Here is a 21,818-nt window from a genome sequence, read left to right on the forward strand (position 1 = left end):
GCGTCTAATGCTCTCTTTCACAAGCATTATTCTGAGACGAAACGCGGCGGGCACCGGGAAATGTTCATTCACCTTTACCGCGCCCGTTTTTTTCTTCTGCGACGACGATTATACTGCGCGGCGTGTACCCAGATGATAAGAATCCATGAAATCAATTTTTCTGATGTTGTTATTTTTTACGTCACTCGTCCACGCGGATGAGATTGGCAGCCAGTACAAGCAACAGGCGGAAGCGGGTGACGCCCGCGCCCAGTATTACCTTGCCGATACCTACTTCAGTTCCGGCGACAGCAAGCAGGCCGCGCAGTGGGCAGAGAAAGCAGCAAAAGGGGGCGATGTCGACGCCATGGCGTTGTTATCGCAAATCCAGTTTACACAGGGCGATTACGCGCAGGCCAAAGCGCTGGCGCAGCAGGCCACTATCGCCGGCAGTAAACGCGGCGCAATTATGCTGGCGCGCGTGCTGGTCAACACCCAGGCAGGGAAAACTGACTACCCACAGGCCATCGCACTGCTGCAAACGGCAACCGAAGATATCGACAACGACTCCGCGGTGGATGCGCAAATGCTGCTGGGGATGATTTATGCTAACGGCGTTGAGGTGGCGCAGGACGACGTCAAAGCCGCGTCGTGGTTCAAACGCAGCTCCTCCCTTTCGCGTACGGGTTACGCGGAGTACTGGGCCGGAATGCTGTTCCAGCAGGGCGAGAAAGGCTTTATAACGCCGAATAAGCAGAAAGCGCTCTACTGGCTGAACCTGAGCTGTACCGAAGGGTTTGATACGGGATGTGAAGAATTTGACGCGTTGAGTGGGGAGTAAAGCCTCTTACACGGCCCTCTCTTTTGGACAGAGAGGGAATGCGAAAAGGCCGGGTTAACCCCGGCCTTTTTATTTTACTGGTCTGCGGTCTTATCAAAACGACCCAGCACTTCGCGTTCATACGCCAGCGCTTTTTTACGGTCGAATTTGTGCTCCCACTTAGCGATAACCAGCACCGCCAGGGCGTTACCCACCACGTTCAGCGCCGTACGCGCCATGTCGAGGATACGGTCGACACCGGCGATAAACGCCAGACCTTCCAGCGGGATCCCTACGCTGCCCAGGGTTGCCAGCAGCACGACAAAGGAGACGCCAGGTACGCCTGCGATGCCTTTTGAGGTCACCATGAGGGTCAGCACCAGCACGATCTCCTGCCACAGAGACAGGTCAATGCCGTACAGCTGAGCAATAAAGATAGCCGCAATACTCTGGTACAGCGTTGAGCCGTCCAGGTTAAAGGAGTAGCCGGTTGGCACCACAAAGCTGGTAATCGATGCCGGCGCGCCGTAGGCCTCCATCTTCTCGATAATACGCGGCAGTACGCTTTCAGAGCTTGCCGTGGAGTACGCGAGAATCAACTCATCTTTGAGAATACGGATCAGGATCCAGATGCTCAGCCCACACAGGCGCGCCACAATTCCCAGCACCACCAGCGCGAAGAACAGGATGGCGAAGTGAACCAGAATCACCAGCTTCGCCAGCGGCCACAGGGAGGCGAAACCGAAGTTCGCCACGGTTACCGCGATAAGCGCAAACACCCCAACCGGCGCGTAGCGCATCACCATGTGAGTCACTTTGAACATGGTTTCAGAAATTGAGCGGAACACGGTGACCAGCGGTTCACGGTGCGTGGCAGGCAGGGAGGAAAGACCCAGACCAAACAACACCGAAAAGAAGATGATCGGCAGCATCTCGCCCTTCGCCATGGAAGCCACGATGTTGGTCGGCACCAGCGAAAGGATGGTTCCCATCAGGCCATGCGCGTGGCTCTGTACTTCAGCGGTAGTGCTTTGATATTTCGAAATATCCACCGTCGCCAGCTGCGACATATCGATCCCGGATCCTGGCTGGAACACGTTCGCCAGTGTGATGCCCAGAATGATGGCAATCGTCGTGATCACTTCGAAATAAAGAATTGTCTTCGCGCCGATACGGCCTAACTGTTTTGCATCCCCCACACCGGCAATGCCGACGACCAGCGTTGAGATAACAATCGGTACGACAATCATCTTGATCAGATGAATAAAGATATCCCCTGCCGGGGAGAGCAGGTTCGCAATCAGCCACTCGCGGCTGTCGCTGTGATAATGCAGGTAGCTACCCAGCAGGATACCCAGCACAAGGGCTAGCAAGATTTGCCAGGCCAGGCTGACTTTAACGTTTTTCATAGAAACTGACTTCCTCAATGAAGCGCCCTATTCACATAAACTGCATGAATATGGATACATACTGAAAGGGTATGAATTGTGTTGCGTTGGTTTATGGGATTTTTTAACGCGGCGTATGAGTATCATTTGCGCGGCATGTTGCGCAAGCCTTAAAGAACGGCACATTTCGCTGCAAAAAGCAGTCATGACGTGAATTTGTCACAATTCCCATCAATAACTTTTTGTTATAAAAAGGCTTTTTTAATGGAATTTGTGAATAATCGGCACGGTGAATTATTTTCCTTCAAAGTTTCATTCGCTCATTTTTCATACTCTTCAAACAATGCGTGATCTGTAGCCCAAATAATAAACAAAGCTTGTAAAGCCCCTACTATTAACGTTTTTGCGACATATTATTAACATCTTACAAGGAGAAAAAAAGCCATGAGCCAAGTACATAAACACGACATTCCCGCAAACATTGCGGACCGTTGCCTGATAAACCCGGAGCAGTACCACGAGAAGTATCAGCAATCCGTCTCCAGCCCGGACGTCTTCTGGGGTGAGCAGGGCCATATTCTTGACTGGATTAAACCTTATCAGAAGGTGAAGAACACCTCCTTTGCGCCCGGCAACGTCTCCATAAAATGGTACGAAGACGGCACGCTGAACCTGGCAGCAAACTGTCTTGACCGCCACCTTGCCGAACGCGGTAATGAAACGGCCATTATCTGGGAGGGTGACGACGCCTCTCAAAGCAAACACATTACTTATAAAGAACTGCACCGCGACGTGTGCCGCTTTGCCAACGTTCTGCTGGAAAGGGGCATTAAAAAAGGCGACGTGGTGGCTATCTATATGCCAATGGTGCCTGAAGCGGCGGTAGCCATGCTGGCCTGCGCGCGCATCGGTGCGATTCACTCGGTGATTTTTGGCGGCTTCTCACCGGAAGCGGTAGCCGGACGTATTGTCGATTCCAGCTCGAAACTGGTGATCACGGCCGATGAAGGCGTGCGCGCTGGCCGTGGCATTCCCCTGAAGAAAAACGTCGATGAAGCGCTGAAAAATCCGAACGTGAAAACCGTCAGCAACGTCATCGTCCTCAAGCGTACCGGCGGCAAGATCGACTGGAACGAAGGACGCGACCTGTGGTGGAGCGATCTGATTGAAAAAGCCAGCGACCAGCATCAGCCGGAAGAGATGAACGCGGAAGATCCGCTGTTTATTCTTTACACCTCCGGCTCAACCGGCAAACCGAAAGGCGTGCTGCACACCACCGGCGGCTATCTGGTCTATGCCGCTACCACCTTCAAGTACGTATTCGACTACCATCCGGGCGACATTTATTGGTGTACTGCCGACGTAGGCTGGGTCACCGGTCACAGCTACCTGCTTTACGGCCCGCTGGCCTGTGGTGCCACTACGCTGATGTTTGAAGGCGTACCGAACTGGCCAACGCCGGCACGCATGTGTCAGGTGGTCGACAAACACAAGGTCAATATTCTCTATACCGCCCCAACGGCGATCCGCGCATTAATGGCGGAAGGCGATAAGGCCATTGAAGGCACTGACCGCTCTTCGCTGCGCATCCTCGGTTCCGTTGGCGAGCCCATCAACCCGGAAGCCTGGGAGTGGTACTGGAAGAAAATCGGCAACGAAAAATGCCCGGTGATGGACACCTGGTGGCAGACCGAAACCGGCGGCTTTATGATCACCCCTATGCCGGGTGCGACGCAGTTAAAAGCCGGTTCAGCAACTCAACCGTTCTTCGGCGTACAACCTGCGCTGGTGGATAACGAAGGTAATCCGCTGGACGGGGCCACCGAAGGCAATCTGGTGATCACCGATTCCTGGCCGGGCCAGGCGCGTACCCTGTTCGGCGACCACGAGCGCTTTGAGCAGACCTACTTCTCGACCTTTAAAAATATGTACTTTAGCGGTGACGGCGCCCGGCGTGACGAGGACGGTTATTACTGGATAACCGGGCGCGTGGACGACGTGCTGAACGTCTCCGGCCACCGTCTGGGTACCGCGGAGATTGAATCCGCGCTGGTATCTCATCCGAAGATCGCCGAAGCCGCCGTCGTCGGGATCCCACACAACATTAAAGGCCAGGCGATTTACGCCTACGTCACGCTGAATCATGGCGAAGAGCCGTCCCCAGAGCTGTATGCCGAGGTGCGCAACTGGGTACGTAAAGAGATTGGCCCGCTTGCCACGCCGGACGTGCTGCACTGGACCGACTCTCTGCCGAAAACCCGCTCAGGCAAAATTATGCGCCGCATATTGCGCAAAATCGCAGCCGGTGACACCAGCAACCTCGGTGATACCTCAACGCTTGCCGATCCTGGCGTGGTGGAAAAACTGCTCGAAGAGAAGCAGTCCATCGCAATGCCATCGTAACGCGATCTCCCCTCTCCCCCCGGGAGAGGGAATAAAAAAACCTCCCCTATAAATACTTCTGGAGACCTCTGATGAATAACGATATTTGTCAGCAGATAGAGAATAGTGCGCACTACAGGGAGCTCGTGGATAAACGGCAACGGTTTGCCTTCTTACTTTCCATCATCATGCTGATTATTTACGTCGGCTTTATTCTGCTGATTGCCTTTGCCCCACACTGGCTCGGTACGCCGCTGCACGCGGGCACCAGCGTCACGCGCGGAATTCCGATTGGGATTGGCGTGATAATCATTTCGTTTGTGCTGACCGGCGTGTACGTCTGGCGCGCCAATGGCGAATTCGATCGTCTTAACAGAGCAGTCCTGGCAGAGGTAAAAGCATCATGAAGAGAGTCCTGACGGCGCTTGCCGCCACACTTCCCTTTGCCGCCAACGCCGCTGATGCCATCACCGGCGAGGTACAGCGCCAGCCAACCAACTGGCAGGCGATTATCATGTTCCTGATTTTCGTGCTGCTGACGCTGTACATCACGTACTGGGCCTCGAAACGCGTGCGCTCCCGTAATGATTACTACACCGCAGGCGGCAACATTACCGGTTTTCAGAACGGGCTGGCAATTGCAGGCGATTTTATGTCCGCCGCCTCCTTCCTCGGTATCTCCGCGCTGGTATACACCTCCGGCTACGATGGTCTGATTTACTCCCTCGGCTTCCTTGTGGGCTGGCCGATTATTTTGTTCCTGATCGCAGAACGCTTGCGCAACCTGGGCCGCTATACCTTCGCAGACGTGGCCTCCTACCGGCTGAAGCAGGGGCCGATTCGTACCCTCTCCGCCTGCGGCTCGCTGGTGGTGGTCGCGCTGTATCTGATTGCGCAGATGGTCGGCGCGGGTAAATTGATCGAACTGTTGTTCGGCCTGAACTACCACATCGCGGTGGTGCTGGTGGGTGTGCTGATGGTGATGTACGTCCTGTTCGGCGGCATGCTGGCCACGACCTGGGTGCAAATCATCAAAGCGGTCCTGCTGCTGTTCGGCGCCAGCTTTATGGCCTTTATGGTCATGAAACACGTCGGGTTCAGCTTCAATAATCTGTTCACTGAAGCGATGGCGGTACACCCGAAAGGGGAAGCGATCATGAGCCCTGGCGGGCTGGTGAAAGACCCTATTTCTGCGCTTTCGCTCGGTCTGGGTCTGATGTTTGGTACGGCCGGCTTGCCACACATCCTGATGCGTTTCTTCACCGTGAGCGATGCGCGTGAAGCGCGCAAAAGCGTCTTCTACGCCACGGGCTTTATGGGTTACTTCTACATCCTGACCTTTATCATTGGTTTTGGCGCCATCATGCTGGTGGGGGCGAATCCGGCGTTTAAAGACGCGGCGGGCGGGCTGATTGGCGGTAACAACATGGCGGCAGTGCATCTGGCCGACGCGGTAGGCGGTAACCTGTTCCTTGGCTTTATCTCGGCCGTGGCCTTCGCCACCATCCTCGCGGTGGTTGCCGGGCTGACGCTGGCGGGCGCGTCTGCGGTATCGCACGACCTCTATGCCAACGTTATCCGCAAAGGTGCAAGCGAACGTGATGAGCTGAAAGTCTCGAAAATCACCGTGCTGGTGCTGGGCGTGGTCGCTATTCTGCTGGGGATTTTGTTCGAGAAGCAGAACATCGCCTTTATGGTGGGGCTGGCCTTCTCCATTGCGGCAAGCTGTAACTTCCCTATCATCCTGCTCTCCATGTACTGGTCAAAACTGACCACCCGTGGGGCGATGATTGGCGGCTGGCTGGGGCTTTTGACGGCAGTGATTCTGATGGTCCTTGGCCCGACGATTTGGGTACAGATCCTCGGTCACGAAAGCGCTATCTTCCCGTATGAATACCCGGCGCTGTTCTCCATTGCCGTGGCGTTTATTGGTATCTGGGTCTTCTCCGCGACCGATAACTCGCCGGAAGGTAACCTGGAGCGTGAGAAATTCCGCGCCCAGTTTATCCGCTCACAAACGGGTCTGGGCGTCGAGCAAGGCCGCGCGCACTAACCTCGTCTCCCCGGCCTTACTGGCCGGGGAAATCAGAACATCACCCACGCCACCAGCGGTGCAATCAATACCATCACCACGCCCGAGAGCATCATCACCAGGCTTGCCACCACCCCTTCCTGCTGCCCGAGTTCATACGAACGTGCCGTTCCCGCACCGTGCGATGCCGCGCCAAATCCCGCCCCTTTCGCCATTCCTTCACGGATCGACAGCCGCAAAAAAAGCATGTCGCCAACCGCCATCCCGAAGACACCCGTCACGACCACAAATAACGCGACCAGATCCGGCTGTCCGCCGAGCGGCTTGGCCGCGGCCAGCGCAAACGGGGTGGTGACCGAACGGACGGCCAGGCTGCGCTGAATTTCATCGGGCAGCGTAAACAGCCGGGCCAGCCAGACGGAACTGCAGACCGCCACCACCGTGGCCGTGATCACGCCAGCGCTGAGCGACATCCAGTGGCGTTTGATGATCGCCAGGTTGTCATACACCGGTACCGCAAAGGCAATGGTCGCAGGCCCCAGTAGCCACAGCAGCCAGTGGGATTCCCCAATGTAGTTCTGCCAGGAGATATGCCCGAAGACCAGCATCAGGACCAGCATGATCGGCGTAAAGACCAGCGGCATCAGCGGCAGCGCGTGAAAACGGCGATACAGGCGTTTATTGGCAAAGTAGATCGCCAGGGTGGCAATCAGGCACAACACGCTTATCGGGAAGTTAGTCATGCTTTTGCCTGCTGATTTCAAACCGATACACTTTATCAACCACCCAGGCGGTGGCCCCCAGCACCATCAGCGTGCTCAGCGCAATGACCGCGAAGATGCGCCAGCCATCTACCCTCAGCAGTTGCGCATAGTTCACCACCGCGACCACGGCAGGCACAAAGAACAGCAGCATCTCCGCCAGCAGCCAGCGCGCGCCGGCGCGTACCAAGTTGAGGGGGATAACGCGGCAGAGGATAAGCGTCAGCATCAGTACCATTCCGACCAGGTTGGCAGGCAGCGGCAGATGCAACCAGTTGACAAGATATTCAGCGAAAACAAACAGTCCCGCATAAAGCAGTACCTGAACCGGTACCTGAAGTCGTTGCACAACGGCAGGCGTAACACGGCTTAACGCCACGGCCATGGGGGTTTTCCTCAAAAATGAGACGAGGCGCCAGTATAGTGAGCGCACGTAATGGACTGAAATGAATTAAAATCATCAAAGGTATAGTTCCGAGGAATAATCATGGACATAAGAACGCTGCGCTATTTTGTCGAAGTGGTTCGTCAGCAAAGTTTTACCCGCGCAGCGGAGAAGTTGTTTGTCACCCAACCCACCATCAGCAAGATGCTGAAAAACCTCGAAGATGAACTGAACTGCACCCTGCTTATCCGCGACGGACGCAAGCTGCTGCTGACCGATACCGGGCGGGTCGTCTTTGAACGCGGGCTGGCGATCCTGGCGGAGTTCCGCCAGCTGGAAGCGGAGCTTGGCGATATCAATCACCTGACAAAAGGGCTGCTGCGCCTCGGCATCCCGCCGATGGTTGGGATGATGATGGCTGGCCCCATCAGCCTGTTTCGCCAGCGTTATCCCGGCGTTGAATTGAAAATTTCCGAGTTTGGCGGCTTAACGGTTCAACAGGCGGTCACCAACGGCGAGCTGGATGTCGCCATGACCGCCCTCCCTGTGGAGGAAGAGAGCGGTCTGGCGACGCTGCCGCTCTTTAGCCACCCGCTGTGCGTGCTGGTACCCCGCTCTGGTGACTGGCTGAAGGTCGACACGGTGAAACCCGAACGGCTCGGCGAACACCCGCTGCTGATTTACAACGAAGATTTCGCCCTCAGCCGCCAGCTAATGGCGCTGTTTAATCAACACAACGTGAAGCCGCGCATTGCGGTGCGCAGCGGGCAGTGGGATTTCCTGGCCGCGATGGTGCAGGCTGGCGTCGGCATTGCGATATTGCCGCAGCCGATTTGCGAACGGCTCGATAAAAACACCCTGCGCTGGATCCCGCTGGAAAGCGATTTGCACTGGCAGTTAGGGATGATTTGGCGCGAAGGGGTTTATTTATCGCACAGCGCGCAGGCGTGGCTGAAATGCTGTGAAGGATTTTGGGTCCCCTGACCCTCTCCGGGCGGAGAGGGTCAGGGTGAGGGCATCAGCCCGCACGGACTACTGATTCTCTATCAGCAAGGCTTCCAGCAAATCCAGATCGTGCAGCAGTTTTTGCAGCGTCTCATTGCTGATTTGCCGCGTGGCGCGCAGGTGGTACAGCTCCGCACGCTCTGAGCGCAGCGCCGCCAGACGGAACCGGCGCTCCAGGTTCTCCTCCTGCAGCGAACTTTCCACATCGTTGCGGCCATCGGCACGACGACGCAGGTTACCAATCACGCGCGAGCTCACTTCGGTCAGCAGCTGGTTGTCGATGTTCTCTTCCGTGTCCGCCGCAAGACGTTCTTCCATCTTCTGAATGGCCACAATCGCCACTTCGGCGGTCGCCGCGCGGGCAATACGCTCCTCTTTATGCTGCTGAGTCGAGTCACCCGTCTCAATATGCTGCAGCAGAAGAGGCAGCATTATCACGCCGACAAACAGCGAGAACAGAATCACCCCTGCCGCCAGGAACACCAGTTCATAGCGCGCCGGGAAGACATCGCCCGTGGGCAGCAGCAGCGGAATGGACAGCACACCGGCAAGCGTAATCGCCCCGCGAACGCCAGCAAAAGAAGCAATCAGCAGCTCCCGCGTGGTCCACGAGCCGAACTCCATCGGTTTTTTCGTCAGGAAGCGCATGCTGAATTTTTTCATCGTCCACAGCCAGCCGAAACGCACCAGCATCAGCGCCATGTAGATCAGCACGATATCGGTGAACAACATCCACGTTTCGACGTTCGGGTCGGCCTCGGCCGCCACCAGCGAGGATTCCATGATGCCCGGCAACTGCAGGCCCAGGAGCAGGAACACCATCCCGTTAAAGACAAATTCCAGCATCGCCCAGGTGCTGTTTGCACGCAGGCGCATGGCCAGCGGCGCACGGCGCATTACGCCGGAGCGGGTGATGGTCATCCCTGCCGCCACCGCCGCCAGAATGCCCGACACGCCGATATGTTCGGCAATCAGGTAAGAGGCAAACGGCAGAAGGAACAGCAGCACAATCTGTGTCGCCGGTTCATCGCCGCCCCAGCGGCTGAGGAAGCGCAGCGAACGACCATACAGCCAGCTCACCACAAACCCGGCCAGGATACCGCCAATCGCCACCTTGAAGAATTCCAGGGTCGCGCCGCCTACGGTAAAGATCATCGTGCCCATCGCGACGGCCACGGCAAATTTCAGGGCAACCAGGCCAGAGGCGTCATTCATCAGCGCCTCACCCTGTAAAATCCCCATGATTTTCTTCGGAATACGGCCTTCACCGACAATGCCGGACAACGCCACGGCATCGGTTGGTGACAGCACCGCGGCCAGCGCAAAGGCCGGAATTAACGGAATGCCCGGTACCGCCCAGTAGATCAGGAAGCCAATCCCGACCACCGTGACCACCACGAGCGCCAGCGCCAGACCTAATATCTCTCGCCCGTGCTCAAGGAATTCACGCGTGGGCGTTTTCCAGCCATCGGCAAACAGCAGCGGCGGAATAAACAGCACGAGGAACAGTTCGGGGTCGAACTCCACGTGCAGGCCAAACGTCGGCCACGCCAGCAGCGCGCCGATGGCAATTTGCATTAATGGCAGGGGGACCTGAAAGGGCAGTACGCGTGTGACTACCCCGGATAGCGAGACCACAAGAGTCATGATGAGTATTGTGAAGAAGATTTCCATGCGTTCCCTGTTTGCTGTGTTTCTTAAAAGCCAAACCTAAGGCGTCGTGCCTGTTATTCTATCTTCCCCAGAGTAACGCAAAAGACAACGGGATGAGTCCTGAAAATAAAAACGGGCGGCCTGAGCTACCCGTTTTCGCATCAATGGACAACTTAGATTGCCCAGCCGCCCGCGTAGAACGCCACCAGCGCGACGGCAATCACAACGGTGCCGATGTTCAGCTTGCGCCACTCGCCGGAGACCAGACGCCCAATCACCAGCGACGCGAAACCGATCATGATGCCGGTCACGATATTACAGGTCAGCACGATAAAGACCGCCGTGATAAGGCCTGACATCGCATCCACAAAATCAGCAAAATCGATTTTCGCCACGTTGCTCAGCATCAGCAGACCAACGTACATCAGCGCAGGTGCGGTCGCGTAGGCCGGCACCAGGTAGGAGAGTGGAGAGAGGAACAGGATCAGCAGGAACAGCACGCCAACGGTAATGGCCGTCAGGCCGGTTTTACCGCCTGCCGCCGTACCCGCAGCGGACTCGATATACACCGCAGCCGGAGCCGCGCCCACCAGACCCGAGAAGACGCTGCTCAGGGAGTCGGTGGTCAGCGCTTTGCCGCCATCGATAATCTGACCGTCTTTATCCAGCAGGTTCGCCTGACCCGCGACAGCACGGATGGTACCCGTTGCATCAAACACCGCGGTCATCACCAGCGCCAGCACGCTTGGCAGGATCACCGGGTTCAACGCCCCCATGATATCCAGACTGCCAATCAAAGAGTTTCCTTTGTCATCGCTCAGCGACGGCATGGCGAAAATCCCGGAGAAGTGAACGTTAGGATCGAAAATCAGGCCAACAATGGACACCCCGATAATGGTCAGCAAAATGCCGCCCGGGACTTTCAGTTTTTCCAGACCAATAATTACCGCCAGACCGATCAGGGACATAATGACCGGGAAGCTCGCGAAGTGCCCCAACGCCACCGGCAGACCGTCCAGCGGGTTCTTGATCACCAGGCCGACGCCGTTTGCGGCAATCAGCAGCAGGAACAGCCCGATACCAATGCCGGTGCCATGCGCCACGCCGTGAGGCAGGTTGCGCAAAATCCAGCTACGGATGCCGGTGGCGGAGATAACGGTAAACAGTACACCCATCAGGAACACGGCACCGAGCGCAACCGGTACGCTGATGTGCTGACCCAGAACCAGGCTGAAAGCGGTAAAGGCGGTCAACGAGATTGCACAACCGATCGCCAGCGGCAGGTTCGCCCACAGGCCCATCACGATGGAGCCAACGCCCGCCACGAGACAGGTAGCAACAAAGACGGCCGCCGGTGGGAAGCCCGCTTTACCCAGCATACCCGGAACGACAATGACGGAGTAAACCATCGCCAGAAACGTGGTCAGACCGGCAACGATTTCCTGACGCACGGTGCTGCCGCGAGCCGAAATTTTAAAGATGGCGTCAAGCGAACCGCCAGTACGCGCAGATGGCGTAGACATAGAAAACATCCCCTGAGAGTTTTTATAGAAAGTCCGTAAGCATGGTGGAGACGCCACTGCCAGCTAAACGTCAAATCCGTGTTTTGCATTTGCGACGAAAGGGGCGTCACAGAAAAAGCAAACGTTTAGCTCCGCGCTTACAAACGGGTGGTCAAATTAAGGCAAACGATTATCTAGCCTAATCCCCGCCCTTTTCAACTGAACTTTATCGTTTTTCGCTAAAATTCCCTTATGACGCTGAAGAAATAAACAGAGGATGCGCAAACGTTATCGTCTGTGCGCAATTTGTTTACATTTCACTCCCCACCCGGAATCGATAACGGGCCACCTTGCTCCAGCGTTTTTTGCCAGCCAGGGCTGCTCTCCACTTTTTTCTTCCAGGCCTGGGTATGCGGGAGGTTATCAATACCACCGCGCGCCAGCAGGGCAAAAATCGGGAAGCTCATCTGCATATCCGCCATGCTGAGCGCGTCGCCGGCAAACCAGCTGTTTTCGGCAAGATGCGACTCAATAAAGCGTGCATGGGTTTCAAGCTGGCGGTTGAGATACGCTTTTTGCACTCCCTGCCCCAGCGCTTTACCCAACGTGCGGATGCCAAACGGCACGGGCGGCTTACCGAGGCTACTGAAAACCAGCTTCATCAACAGCAGCGGCATTAGCGAACCTTCGGCATAGTGCAACCAGAAGCGGTACTGCACCTTATGCGCAGGATCCAGAGGCTTAAGCCGCGACTCAGGATCGTAGGTTTCCTGAAGATATTCGAGGATGGCCCCCGACTCGGCGAGGATCAGGCCGTTATCTTCAATAACCGGCGATTTGCCCAACGGGTGCACTTTTTTGAGCGACTCAGGCGCCAGCATGCTCTTTTCGCGCTGGTAACGAACAATCTCATAGGGCAGGGAAAGTTCTTCCAGCGCCCAGATCACACGGTGTGAGCGGGACTGGTTCAGGTGGTGTACCGTGAGCATTGTGTTCTCCTTTTATTCATACTTTTTAACTATAGAAAATCGAACAACACCGCGAAAAAAATTCGCCTAAAAAATGGCCTGACCGACTGGCGAAAAGACGGGTCTTGCATAGAATTAAAGTGTCAGCACAATCCGGAACCTCCCCAACACGCTCGACATGAGGGGTGCTGATGTCGGGGGAAACCCTCCCGTGAACCAGCGGGATAGAGTGAAAGACAAAGACCGGGAAAAACTAAAGCGCCCTTTTGTGGCGCTTTAGTTCTTTATGAGGTGCGGTTTTCTGCCGGATCTCAGTCTTCCTCCAGCAACCGCGCCCCTGTCCCCTGCTCACCCAGCCTGTCGCCCGGGTTACGCAACGGACAATCACTGCGCGACAAACAGCCGCAGCCAATACATCCGTCCAGTTCATCACGCAGCGCTACCAGCGTGTGAATGCGGCGATCCAGCTCTTCACGCCACTGAGAGGAAAGCTCTTTCCACTCTTTCGGGCTGAGAGAGTGCCCTTCCGGCAGCACGCCGAACGCATCGCCGATGGTGGCCAGGGGGATTCCGATTCGTTGGGCAATTTTGATAATCGCGACATAACGGAGCACGTCACGCGTGTAGCGTCGCTGGTTTCCGGCGTTTCGGATGCTTTTAATTAACCCTTTGCTTTCATAGAAGTGGAGCGCCGACACCGCAACACCGCTTCGCTTCGCCACTTCGCCGGGGGTTAACAACGCTTTAATTCGCGGCAATCTCTTTTCCATAAAACCTCTTTACCTCAAGTTAACTTGAGGAATTATACTCGCCCGCAGAGAAAACGACGAATCAACCAGGGCAGTTGTATCTACAGAGGGGCAACCTTATGTCGCATCAGCAAATTATTCAGACACTTATTGAATGGATTGATGAACATATCGACCAACCGTTGAACATTGATGTGGTCGCTAAAAAATCCGGCTATTCGAAATGGTATTTACAGAGAATGTTCCGTACCGTTATGCACCAGACGCTGGGTGAGTACATTCGTCAGCGCAGACTGCTGCTGGCGGCGCAGGCCTTACGCTCAACGCAGCGGCCCATTTTTGATATCGCGATGGATCTGGGTTATGTGTCGCAACAAACCTTTTCCCGCGTGTTTCGCCGCGAGTTTGACCGTACACCGAGCGACTATCGCCACCAGTTGAATTAATGACTCTCAATGCAAAGGTTGCTGCTGCCAGGTCATAAACTCCTGGGGCGGCATCGCTTTCGCGAAGTGCCATCCCTGACAGAACTGAACGCCACGTTTCAACAACCAGCTCACCTGTTCTGCCGTTTCCACCCCTTCCGCAATGGTTTTAAGCCGCAGGCTTTGTGCCATCTCAATAATATGCTCGGCGATAAGGTGGCTGGTGCTGTTGGTTGTTAGGGTGTCGATAAAGGATTTGTCGATTTTCAGAATATCGACATTCAGCGAATAAAGGTTGTGCAGGTTAGAGTAACCCGTTCCAAAATCATCAATCGCCACTTCGTAACCCGCCTGACGGAACGCCTGAATAACCGGAGTGGTTTTAGGGACATCAATAAAACCGCGCTCCGTGACTTCGATTTTAATTTGCTGCGCACGCACGGCGTAGTGTCGGGCCTTGTCCGAAATCATGGCGATCAGCCGTGAAGAGTGGAAATCCGTGGCCGACAGGTTAATCGAAATATAGAGATGCGGATGTGTTGCCAGGAATGTGCCCAGATCGCTGAATACCTCTTCGACAACATAATCCGTAATTCGCTCGCTCATGCCCTCTTTTTCTGCCAGCGGAATAAATTCAGCCGGGCTCATGACCGGCCCGTTAAAGCCAGGCCAGCGTAATAACGCCTCGGCTCCCACGCACTGGTTGTTCTTGATATCAATAATCGGCTGATAGTGGACACAAAGCTGGCGTTTATTGAGCGCTCGCTGCAGTAACCGCCCGGGAGAATTGAGTTCACGATGGGTGCGAGACCACACCAGCAAAATAATTATGCTGCAGATCATCCCGAGCGGTAGCGTCAACGTCGCCTGGTGATAAAGCATTTCATAAAAACGTTTATTCGACGTCGACACGATAGCGGCAATAGGCCGTTTTGGGGATTTGACGACCGTATAAAAACGGTTATCTTTTTGAAATACCGATTCCTTATCCCGAATCATCGAACTTAATAAAGAAACATTCGCGCGCTGACTGACGGAAAAGAATGCATTCGTTACCGTGTCGTATACCCCCCACGAAAGGGAATGATCTGTCGACATTACTTCGCTGTAGGAAAGCGGATTAACCACCACAACATAATTTCCGCGCTGCATATATGTCATTTTATAGCCAGTAAAAAATGGCGTATCGCGATAATAATAGATAGCAACGTCAGGTTTACGTGTGTAATTAGCAGTGGATATCAGATAAGGATTGGCGGGTGTAAAAACGGTCGAACAAAGAAAATTCTGACCTTCTGCATAAATTAAATCCGCAACAAACAGACGACCGCGAACAACGTTCAACATATATTGGCGATGTTCTGGTGTACAACGTTCACCCTGATATTTTTCAGCCTCGTCGCGGGCCAGATCAACCTGTTGAATTACCAGTTCTGTTTTGTCTAACGCCAGTTCAGCAAAGGTACGTAGCTGGGCGCTTGTTTCCGACACGGCTCTTATCTGGGCAAACCATAGCGCAAGCATCACCGGCAGCATAACTACCATGATGATCCCTACCACCCTGAGCATCTTGCGCCGCGCGCTACGATTCATTTCCCGCCCTATATCCCTGCATGTTGTACGCCTGTAGTAATGAAGGCCGGATGCTTTGTTTAACAGGTGATTACGTTGCATGAATCATGCGAAGTTAGCAACTGACTTTTAGTATTAAAAATCTTAATTTTCGTTATGACGATAATATTTTCCCGTAAGCTAAACTGTAAGTATTCGTTCCGTTTCAATTAAGGAAAATAATTATCCAGCGGGTACGGGAGGTTTTAAGATAACACAACAGAGGATCGTTGATTAAGCCAAACTTCTGGCAGTGTGAAAAAACAACAACGGCAACATGACATTTTATGCTATTTACTCGCGCGTATTTTGTTTTTTGATTTATAAATAATCAGCAGCCACCACCGTTTTCCCCCGACCCGTACGCTTGGCGTCATATAATGCTTTATCGGCACGCATCAGTAATCCTGAAGTATCGCGTTGGCCCTGGCAGACCTCCACCGCCCCGGCGCTGAATGACAGCACCAGCTTTTTCTCTCCCACCACGAGCGGGTTGGTTTTGAGGGCAGTACGTAGCCTCGCCGAAAAAAGGGCGCCCGCGTTGCCGTCGGTTCGTGCCAGCAGGAGTAAAAACTCCTCGCCGCCCACACGGCCAAGCGCAGCGTTCTCGGGGCTTAACTCACGGATAGCCTGGCAAAAGTGGATAAGCGCCCGATCGCCCACCTGATGCCCCCACCGATCGTTGATCTGTTTGAAAAAATCAAGGTCAAACATGAGCACGCAAAAATGGCTGTCAGCATCCTGCCTGGCATTTGCCGCCAGCGCGGATTCCAGCTGCTGTAAAATGGTTGAACGGTTAAAACACCCGGTAAGATCGTCCGTGGTGGCTTTCACTTCCAGTTGCTGTTCGGCTTTTTTACGCTCGGTAATATCAAGCCCGATATTCAGGACTGAGCTGTCCGGCAGCAGAATGTTTGACCACAAAACCGTCAACGGCGTACCGTCTTTACGCAGTGGATGCCACTCGTACATATCCTTTAGCGGCGAGACATTTACCGACTCCCTGACCCGTCGCCGCTCTTCCGGGTCGGGGTAAAACAGTGAGAGCGGATCGGCATGGGCGCTGATCTCCGCCATTGTCCAGCCAAACACTTTTTCACACTCAGCATTCCACAGCACGCAGCGGTTAAATTTATCGAATGAGTTCATTAAAACAGGCGCTCGTTCAAACAGGGTTTTATATTGGGTCACCACACGCTGCATTTCCTGCGCTGTTTTTTCACGAACGATAATTTCTGAAAAATAGTCTTTTAATTTTTCGACCAGCACCGCAACAATACTTTTCAGGATGGCCAGAGAATATAACGGCTCAGCAAACGCCAGAAAGAAATAGCCGCTGCCTTGTCCGTTATGGGTTGAAAGCTTACATAACACCCCGCTTTGCAATTGCGAATAGCCAGGATGATGAGCGGAGAATAATGCGCGGCCGATATTCTCTTTCCAGTAGACGACCCGCCACGCACGGTGATGCTTCTCCAGCAGGGTACCGGCAAGAAAATCGGCCACCTCAAATGAGTGACAGGTCACTTCACCGGCACAGACCACGCGCTGTAGCCCGTCAGTATCAACGCTAATCCAGGCCAGGCTTGCCCCGAAGGCCCGGTTGATCGTCTCAAGCATCTCACTCAGCGAACAATGGGCGTGAAGCTGGGGCATCAGATCTGCCAGCGCATGCAACGCCCGCAGGCTGTCATTAACAATCTCACGTCGTTTTTCTTTCATTTTTTTCGCAGATTATTAAGCGTTAAACCGGACGCAACTTTCTTCAGATTCAAAAATCGGCGAGCCAGAGCAGGATGCTGAATATCAGCACAGCTGGAGTGCGAGACGTTGTGTGTAATTAAAAACGTACAAAGAGAAAAAACCCAATAAAATTCAAAAACCTGAATTATAGAATGCGAGTAAATTTATTTATCCACTCAAGCATAATCCAAAGGGTTGTTGCTGTAAACGTTCTACAGCACACCTCAATTTGCAGAGGTTTTGTTATCTCAATGAATTTATTACCTGGAAGCGATAAAAGGGGGTCATTAGCGTGCAAAGATATATTTTCCCCTCAATCCTCGTGCGACGCCTGGCTGTGATAATTCCTGCTTTTTTCACCCGTCTGAGGCTGGCGAATAAATCAACAAATGTGATATAGTTCACACATATTGTGTAACGAGAAACACTGTTTCATTCAGTTCGTCTGCTTTGTTGAGGATGGGTTTTATGGCAACCATTACTACCAGCATGGTTCTCCTGCGCTGGCCTTTGTTAAGTGCGGTGCTGATGTTCCTGGCCAGCACGCTAAACATTCAGTTTCGTAAATCTGACTATGCTGGCCTTGCTGTCATCAGCACCCTGTTGGGGTTGGGCGCGGCATGCTGGTTCGCAACGGGCCTGCTTGGCATCACCCTGCTGGATCTCGCTGCCGTCTGGGAAAATATTAAAGTGGTCATGGTGGAAGCCATGAGCCATACCCCGCCAGACTGGCCGATGGTGATTACCTGATCCCTGAGATGAAGAAAAAAACCCAGACCGAGGTCTGGGTTTTTTGTTTTAAACAGTCGGATATCAGAAAGGAATATCGTCGTCGAAGTCCATTGGGGGTTCGTTAGACGGTGCTGGCGCGGACTGCTGCTGTGGGCGAGACTGCGCGCCACCGCTGAACTGGTTGCCGCCCTGTGGCTGCTGAGGCTGACCCCAACTGCCCTGCTGCTGCTGACCGCCACCTGCTGGTGCGCCACCGCCCTGACGGCCACCGAGCATCTGCATGGTGCCACCCACGTTGACCACAACTTCCGTGGTGTACTTCTCAGCGCCGGCTTGATCGGTCCATTTGCGGGTACGCAGCTGGCCTTCAATATAAACCTGTGAACCTTTACGCAGATACTCACCAGCCACTTCCGCCAGTTTGCCAAACAGCACAACGCGGTGCCATTCGGTCTGCTCTTTCATCTCACCGGTCGCTTTATCACGCCAGGATTCGGAAGTAGCCAGCGTAATGTTGGCAACTGCGCCACCACTCGGCATGTAGCGTACTTCCGGGTCCTGGCCCAGATTACCGACGAGAATCACCTTATTTACGCCTCTGCTGGCCATGTTCGTGTCTCCTGAATACGTTTCTTAATAGTGTAAACGCGCGAGTGTACCATTTCCACGCTGCAATTTGCATAGTTGCGTAGTCGGTTCCGAAATCTCCCGCGAACTCGACATTGTTACACAGTGAATCAGAAAATGCATTCCAATACTGTATATTCAAACAGGTCATTTTGTGTCATAATTAGCCGTTTCTGACAGCCGTTTGTCCTTCAAACAAACCAGGCAATCCGTGTTCCAACCGGGAAAGGTGAATGGATAAGATCGAAGTTCGGGGCGCCCGCACCCACAATCTCAAGAATATCAACCTCATAATCCCTCGCGACAAACTCATCGTCGTGACCGGGCTTTCGGGGTCTGGCAAATCCTCACTGGCTTTCGACACTTTATATGCCGAAGGACAGCGTCGTTACGTGGAGTCACTCTCTGCATACGCACGTCAGTTCCTGTCACTGATGGAAAAACCGGATGTAGACCATATTGAAGGGTTATCACCTGCTATCTCCATTGAGCAGAAATCCACCTCGCATAACCCGCGTTCAACGGTTGGTACGATTACTGAAATTCATGACTACCTGCGTCTGCTGTATGCACGCGTGGGTGAGCCGCGCTGCCCGGATCACGACGTCCCGCTGGCCGCGCAGACCGTAAGCCAGATGGTGGATAACGTGCTGTCGCAGCCGGAAGGCAAACGCCTGATGCTGCTGGCGCCCATCATTAAAGAGCGTAAGGGCGAGCACACCAAAACGCTGGAGAACCTGGCAAGCCAGGGCTATATCCGCGCCCGTATCGACGGCGAAGTGTGTGACCTGTCGGATCCGCCTAAGCTGGAGCTGCAGAAGAAGCACACCATCGAAGTGGTGATTGACCGTTTCAAAGTCCGTGACGATCTGGCGACCCGCCTGGCCGAATCCTTCGAAACCGCGCTGGAACTCTCTGGCGGTACGGCCGTGGTCTCCGATATGGACAACCCGAAAGCGGAAGAGCTGCTCTTCTCCGCCAACTTTGCCTGTCCGATTTGTGGTTACAGCATGCGCGAGCTGGAGCCGCGTCTGTTCTCGTTCAACAACCCGGCGGGTGCCTGTCCGACGTGTGACGGACTGGGCGTACAGCAATATTTTGATCCGGACCGCGTGATCCAAAACCCGGAGCTGTCGCTGGCTGGCGGTGCGATCCGCGGATGGGATCGCCGCAACTTCTACTATTTCCAGATGCTGAAGTCGCTGGCAGAGCACTATAAATTCGACGTCGAAGCCCCGTGGGCCAGCCTGAACCCGAACGTGCACAAAGTGGTGCTGTTCGGTTCCGGCAAAGAGAACATCGAGTTCAAGTACATGAACGATCGCGGTGATACCTCCGTGCGCCGTCACCCGTTTGAAGGGGTGCTGCACAATATGGAGCGCCGCTACAAAGAGACCGAATCCAGCGCGGTTCGCGAGGAGCTGGCGAAGTTTATCAGCAACCGTTCCTGTGCGACCTGTGAAGGTACGCGTCTGCGCCGTGAAGCTCGCCATGTGTTTGTTGAAAACACGGCGCTGCCGACCATCTCAGACATGAGCATCGGTCACGCGATGGACTTCTTCAACAACCTGAAGCTCTCCGGCCAGCGCGCGAAAATCGCGGAAAAAGTGCTGAAAGAGATCGGCGATCGTCTGAAGTTCCTGGTGAACGTCGGCCTGAATTACCTGACGCTTTCCCGCTCCGCAGAGACCCTCTCCGGTGGCGAAGCTCAGCGTATCCGCCTCGCGAGCCAGATTGGCGCAGGCCTCGTCGGTGTGATGTATGTGCTGGATGAACCCTCAATCGGCCTGCACCAGCGTGACAACGAGCGTCTGCTCGGCACGCTTGTCCACCTGCGTAATCTCGGTAACACGGTGATTGTGGTTGAGCACGATGAAGACGCGATCCGCGCCGCTGACCACGTTATCGATATCGGCCCGGGCGCTGGCGTACACGGCGGCCAGGTGGTCGCGGAAGGAACGCTGAAAGATATTATGGCGGTGCCGGAGTCATTGACCGGCCAGTACATGAGCGGCAAGCGCAAGATTGAAGTGCCGAAACAGCGTGTACCGGCGAACCCGGAAAAAGTGCTGAAGCTGACCGGCGCCCGCGGCAACAACCTGAAAGATGTGACGCTGACGCTGCCGGTTGGGCTGTTTACCTGTATCACCGGCGTATCCGGTTCCGGTAAGTCGACGCTGATCAACGATACGCTGTTCCCGATTGCGCAGACGCAGCTGAACGGCGCGACGCTGGCCGAACCGGCGCCGTACCGTGACATCCAGGGGCTGGAGCATTTCGATAAAGTGATCGATATCGATCAGAGTCCAATCGGGCGGACTCCGCGTTCCAACCCTGCCACCTATACGGGCGTGTTCACACCCGTACGTGAACTGTTTGCAGGTGTGCCGGAAGCGCGTTCACGCGGGTATACGCCAGGACGTTTCAGCTTTAACGTGCGCGGCGGACGCTGTGAGGCGTGCCAGGGCGACGGGGTTATCAAGGTTGAGATGCACTTCCTGCCGGATATTTACGTGCCGTGCGACCAGTGCAAAGGCAAACGCTATAACCGCGAAACGCTGGAGATTAAGTACAAAGGCAAAACCATCCACGAAGTGCTGGATATGACCATCGAAGAGGCGCGTGAGTTCTTTGACGCGGTCCCTGCGCTGGCGCGTAAGCTGCAGACGCTGATGGATGTGGGCCTGACCTATATTCGTCTGGGGCAGTCTGCCACCACGCTGTCTGGCGGTGAAGCACAGCGCGTGAAGCTGGCGCGTGAGCTCTCCAAACGCGGTACCGGCCAGACGCTGTACATTCTCGATGAGCCGACCACCGGTCTGCACTTTGCCGATATCCAGCAGCTGCTTGATGTTCTGCATCAGCTTCGCGATCAGGGCAACACGATTGTGGTCATTGAACACAACCTGGACGTGATTAAAACCGCGGACTGGATTGTCGATCTCGGCCCGGAAGGCGGCAGCGGCGGCGGTGAAATCCTCGTCTCCGGTACGCCAGAGACCGTTGCAGAGTGCGAAGCCTCGCACACCGCGCGCTTCCTCAAACCGTTGCTGTAA

18 protein-coding genes are annotated in these 21,818 nt (G+C 54.7%); 8 read left to right on the plus strand and 10 right to left on the minus strand.

From position 1 onward, the window contains the following. The first annotated feature begins 145 nt into the window (after window positions 1-145). Window positions 146-820, plus strand: a complete 675-nt coding sequence (locus ACMVME_RS20110) for a tetratricopeptide repeat protein (protein WP_014168236.1) — start codon at window positions 146-148, stop codon at window positions 818-820. Window positions 821-894: 74 nt separating this feature from the next. Here ACMVME_RS20110 and gltP read toward each other — a convergent pair whose 3' ends face one another. Beyond that, entirely contained in the window at window positions 895-2,208 is a 1,314-nt protein-coding gene (gene gltP, locus ACMVME_RS20115) for a glutamate/aspartate:proton symporter GltP (protein WP_013095082.1), read from the minus strand. 423 nt (window positions 2,209-2,631) lie between these two features. Between gltP and acs the strand changes: the two genes are divergently transcribed. From acs to actP, 3 genes are all read left to right on the plus strand, one after another. Further along, window positions 2,632-4,590 carry an acetate--CoA ligase gene (gene acs, locus ACMVME_RS20120; protein WP_020882831.1) on the plus strand — a complete coding sequence of 653 codons (1,959 nt, stop codon included), beginning with the start codon at window positions 2,632-2,634 and terminating at the stop codon, window positions 4,588-4,590. A 71-nt stretch (window positions 4,591-4,661) separates the two neighbouring features. After that, window positions 4,662-4,976, plus strand: coding sequence for a DUF485 domain-containing protein (locus ACMVME_RS20125; RefSeq protein ID WP_014168233.1), 315 nt, complete (start codon window positions 4,662-4,664; stop codon window positions 4,974-4,976). Further along, complete coding sequence (gene actP / locus ACMVME_RS20130) at window positions 4,973-6,622, plus strand: cation/acetate symporter ActP (protein WP_014168232.1); 1,650 nt, start codon at window positions 4,973-4,975, stop codon at window positions 6,620-6,622. The genes ACMVME_RS20125 and actP overlap by 4 nt, the downstream gene beginning before the upstream one ends. A 32-nt stretch (window positions 6,623-6,654) precedes the next feature. On the opposite strand, the gene ACMVME_RS20135 is transcribed toward actP, so the two are convergent. Both ACMVME_RS20135 and ACMVME_RS20140 read right to left on the minus strand, forming a co-directional pair. After that, window positions 6,655-7,344, minus strand: coding sequence for an LrgB family protein (locus ACMVME_RS20135; RefSeq protein WP_068795428.1), 690 nt, complete (start codon window positions 7,342-7,344; stop codon window positions 6,655-6,657). Further along, window positions 7,337-7,747 carry a CidA/LrgA family protein gene (locus ACMVME_RS20140; protein ID WP_414743491.1) on the minus strand — a complete coding sequence of 137 codons (411 nt, stop codon included), beginning with the start codon at window positions 7,745-7,747 and terminating at the stop codon, window positions 7,337-7,339. Before ACMVME_RS20140 ends, ACMVME_RS20135 begins: the two co-directional genes overlap by 8 nt. Window positions 7,748-7,849: 102 nt before the next feature. Between ACMVME_RS20140 and ACMVME_RS20145 the strand changes: the two genes are divergently transcribed. Then, window positions 7,850-8,731 (plus strand): LysR family transcriptional regulator, encoded by an 882-nt coding sequence (locus tag ACMVME_RS20145; RefSeq protein WP_025206385.1) that lies wholly within the window; start codon window positions 7,850-7,852, stop codon window positions 8,729-8,731. Window positions 8,732-8,779: 48 nt separating this feature from the next. On the opposite strand, the gene ACMVME_RS20150 is transcribed toward ACMVME_RS20145, so the two are convergent. From ACMVME_RS20150 to soxR, 4 genes are all read right to left on the minus strand, one after another. After that, window positions 8,780-10,426: a Na+/H+ antiporter gene (locus tag ACMVME_RS20150; RefSeq protein WP_014168228.1), complete on the minus strand. Its 1,647-nt coding sequence runs from the start codon at window positions 10,424-10,426 to the stop codon at window positions 8,780-8,782. Window positions 10,427-10,578: 152 nt separating this feature from the next. Next, complete coding sequence (ghxP, locus tag ACMVME_RS20155) at window positions 10,579-11,928, minus strand: guanine/hypoxanthine transporter GhxP (protein WP_041162379.1); 1,350 nt, start codon at window positions 11,926-11,928, stop codon at window positions 10,579-10,581. Between the two features lie 296 nt (window positions 11,929-12,224). Further along, window positions 12,225-12,896 (minus strand): glutathione S-transferase family protein, encoded by a 672-nt coding sequence (locus ACMVME_RS20160; protein WP_014168226.1) that lies wholly within the window; start codon window positions 12,894-12,896, stop codon window positions 12,225-12,227. 290 nt (window positions 12,897-13,186) lie between these two features. After that, on the minus strand, window positions 13,187-13,645 hold the full coding sequence (gene soxR, locus ACMVME_RS20165; protein ID WP_014168225.1) for a redox-sensitive transcriptional activator SoxR: 459 nt from the start codon (window positions 13,643-13,645) through the stop codon (window positions 13,187-13,189). Window positions 13,646-13,743: 98 nt separating this feature from the next. Between soxR and soxS the strand changes: the two genes are divergently transcribed. Continuing rightward, window positions 13,744-14,070 carry a superoxide response transcriptional regulator SoxS gene (gene soxS, locus ACMVME_RS20170; RefSeq protein ID WP_013095071.1) on the plus strand — a complete coding sequence of 109 codons (327 nt, stop codon included), beginning with the start codon at window positions 13,744-13,746 and terminating at the stop codon, window positions 14,068-14,070. A 6-nt stretch (window positions 14,071-14,076) separates the two neighbouring features. Here soxS and ACMVME_RS20175 read toward each other — a convergent pair whose 3' ends face one another. Both ACMVME_RS20175 and ACMVME_RS20180 read right to left on the minus strand, forming a co-directional pair. Further along, the gene (locus tag ACMVME_RS20175; RefSeq protein WP_025206387.1) at window positions 14,077-15,642 is read right to left on the minus strand and encodes an EAL domain-containing protein; all 1,566 of its coding nucleotides are present in this window, start codon (window positions 15,640-15,642) and stop codon (window positions 14,077-14,079) included. 339 nt (window positions 15,643-15,981) lie between these two features. Continuing rightward, entirely contained in the window at window positions 15,982-17,382 is a 1,401-nt protein-coding gene (locus ACMVME_RS20180) for a sensor domain-containing diguanylate cyclase (protein ID WP_044857504.1), read from the minus strand. 489 nt (window positions 17,383-17,871) lie between these two features. Between ACMVME_RS20180 and ACMVME_RS20185 the strand changes: the two genes are divergently transcribed. Beyond that, the gene (locus ACMVME_RS20185) at window positions 17,872-18,153 is read left to right on the plus strand and encodes a YjcB family protein (RefSeq protein ID WP_020882839.1); all 282 of its coding nucleotides are present in this window, start codon (window positions 17,872-17,874) and stop codon (window positions 18,151-18,153) included. 63 nt (window positions 18,154-18,216) lie between these two features. Here ACMVME_RS20185 and ssb1 read toward each other — a convergent pair whose 3' ends face one another. Further along, on the minus strand, window positions 18,217-18,744 hold the full coding sequence (ssb1, locus tag ACMVME_RS20190) for a single-stranded DNA-binding protein SSB1 (protein WP_014168221.1): 528 nt from the start codon (window positions 18,742-18,744) through the stop codon (window positions 18,217-18,219). A gap of 251 nt (window positions 18,745-18,995) precedes the next feature. Here ssb1 and uvrA point away from each other — a divergent pair, with 251 nt between their 5' ends. Continuing rightward, entirely contained in the window at window positions 18,996-21,818 is a 2,823-nt protein-coding gene (gene uvrA / locus ACMVME_RS20195; RefSeq protein ID WP_014168220.1) for an excinuclease ABC subunit UvrA, read from the plus strand.

It is taken from the genome of Enterobacter cloacae complex sp. 2024EL-00711 (assembly GCF_047529885.1).
GTDB lineage: Bacteria > Pseudomonadota > Gammaproteobacteria > Enterobacterales > Enterobacteriaceae > Enterobacter > Enterobacter ludwigii.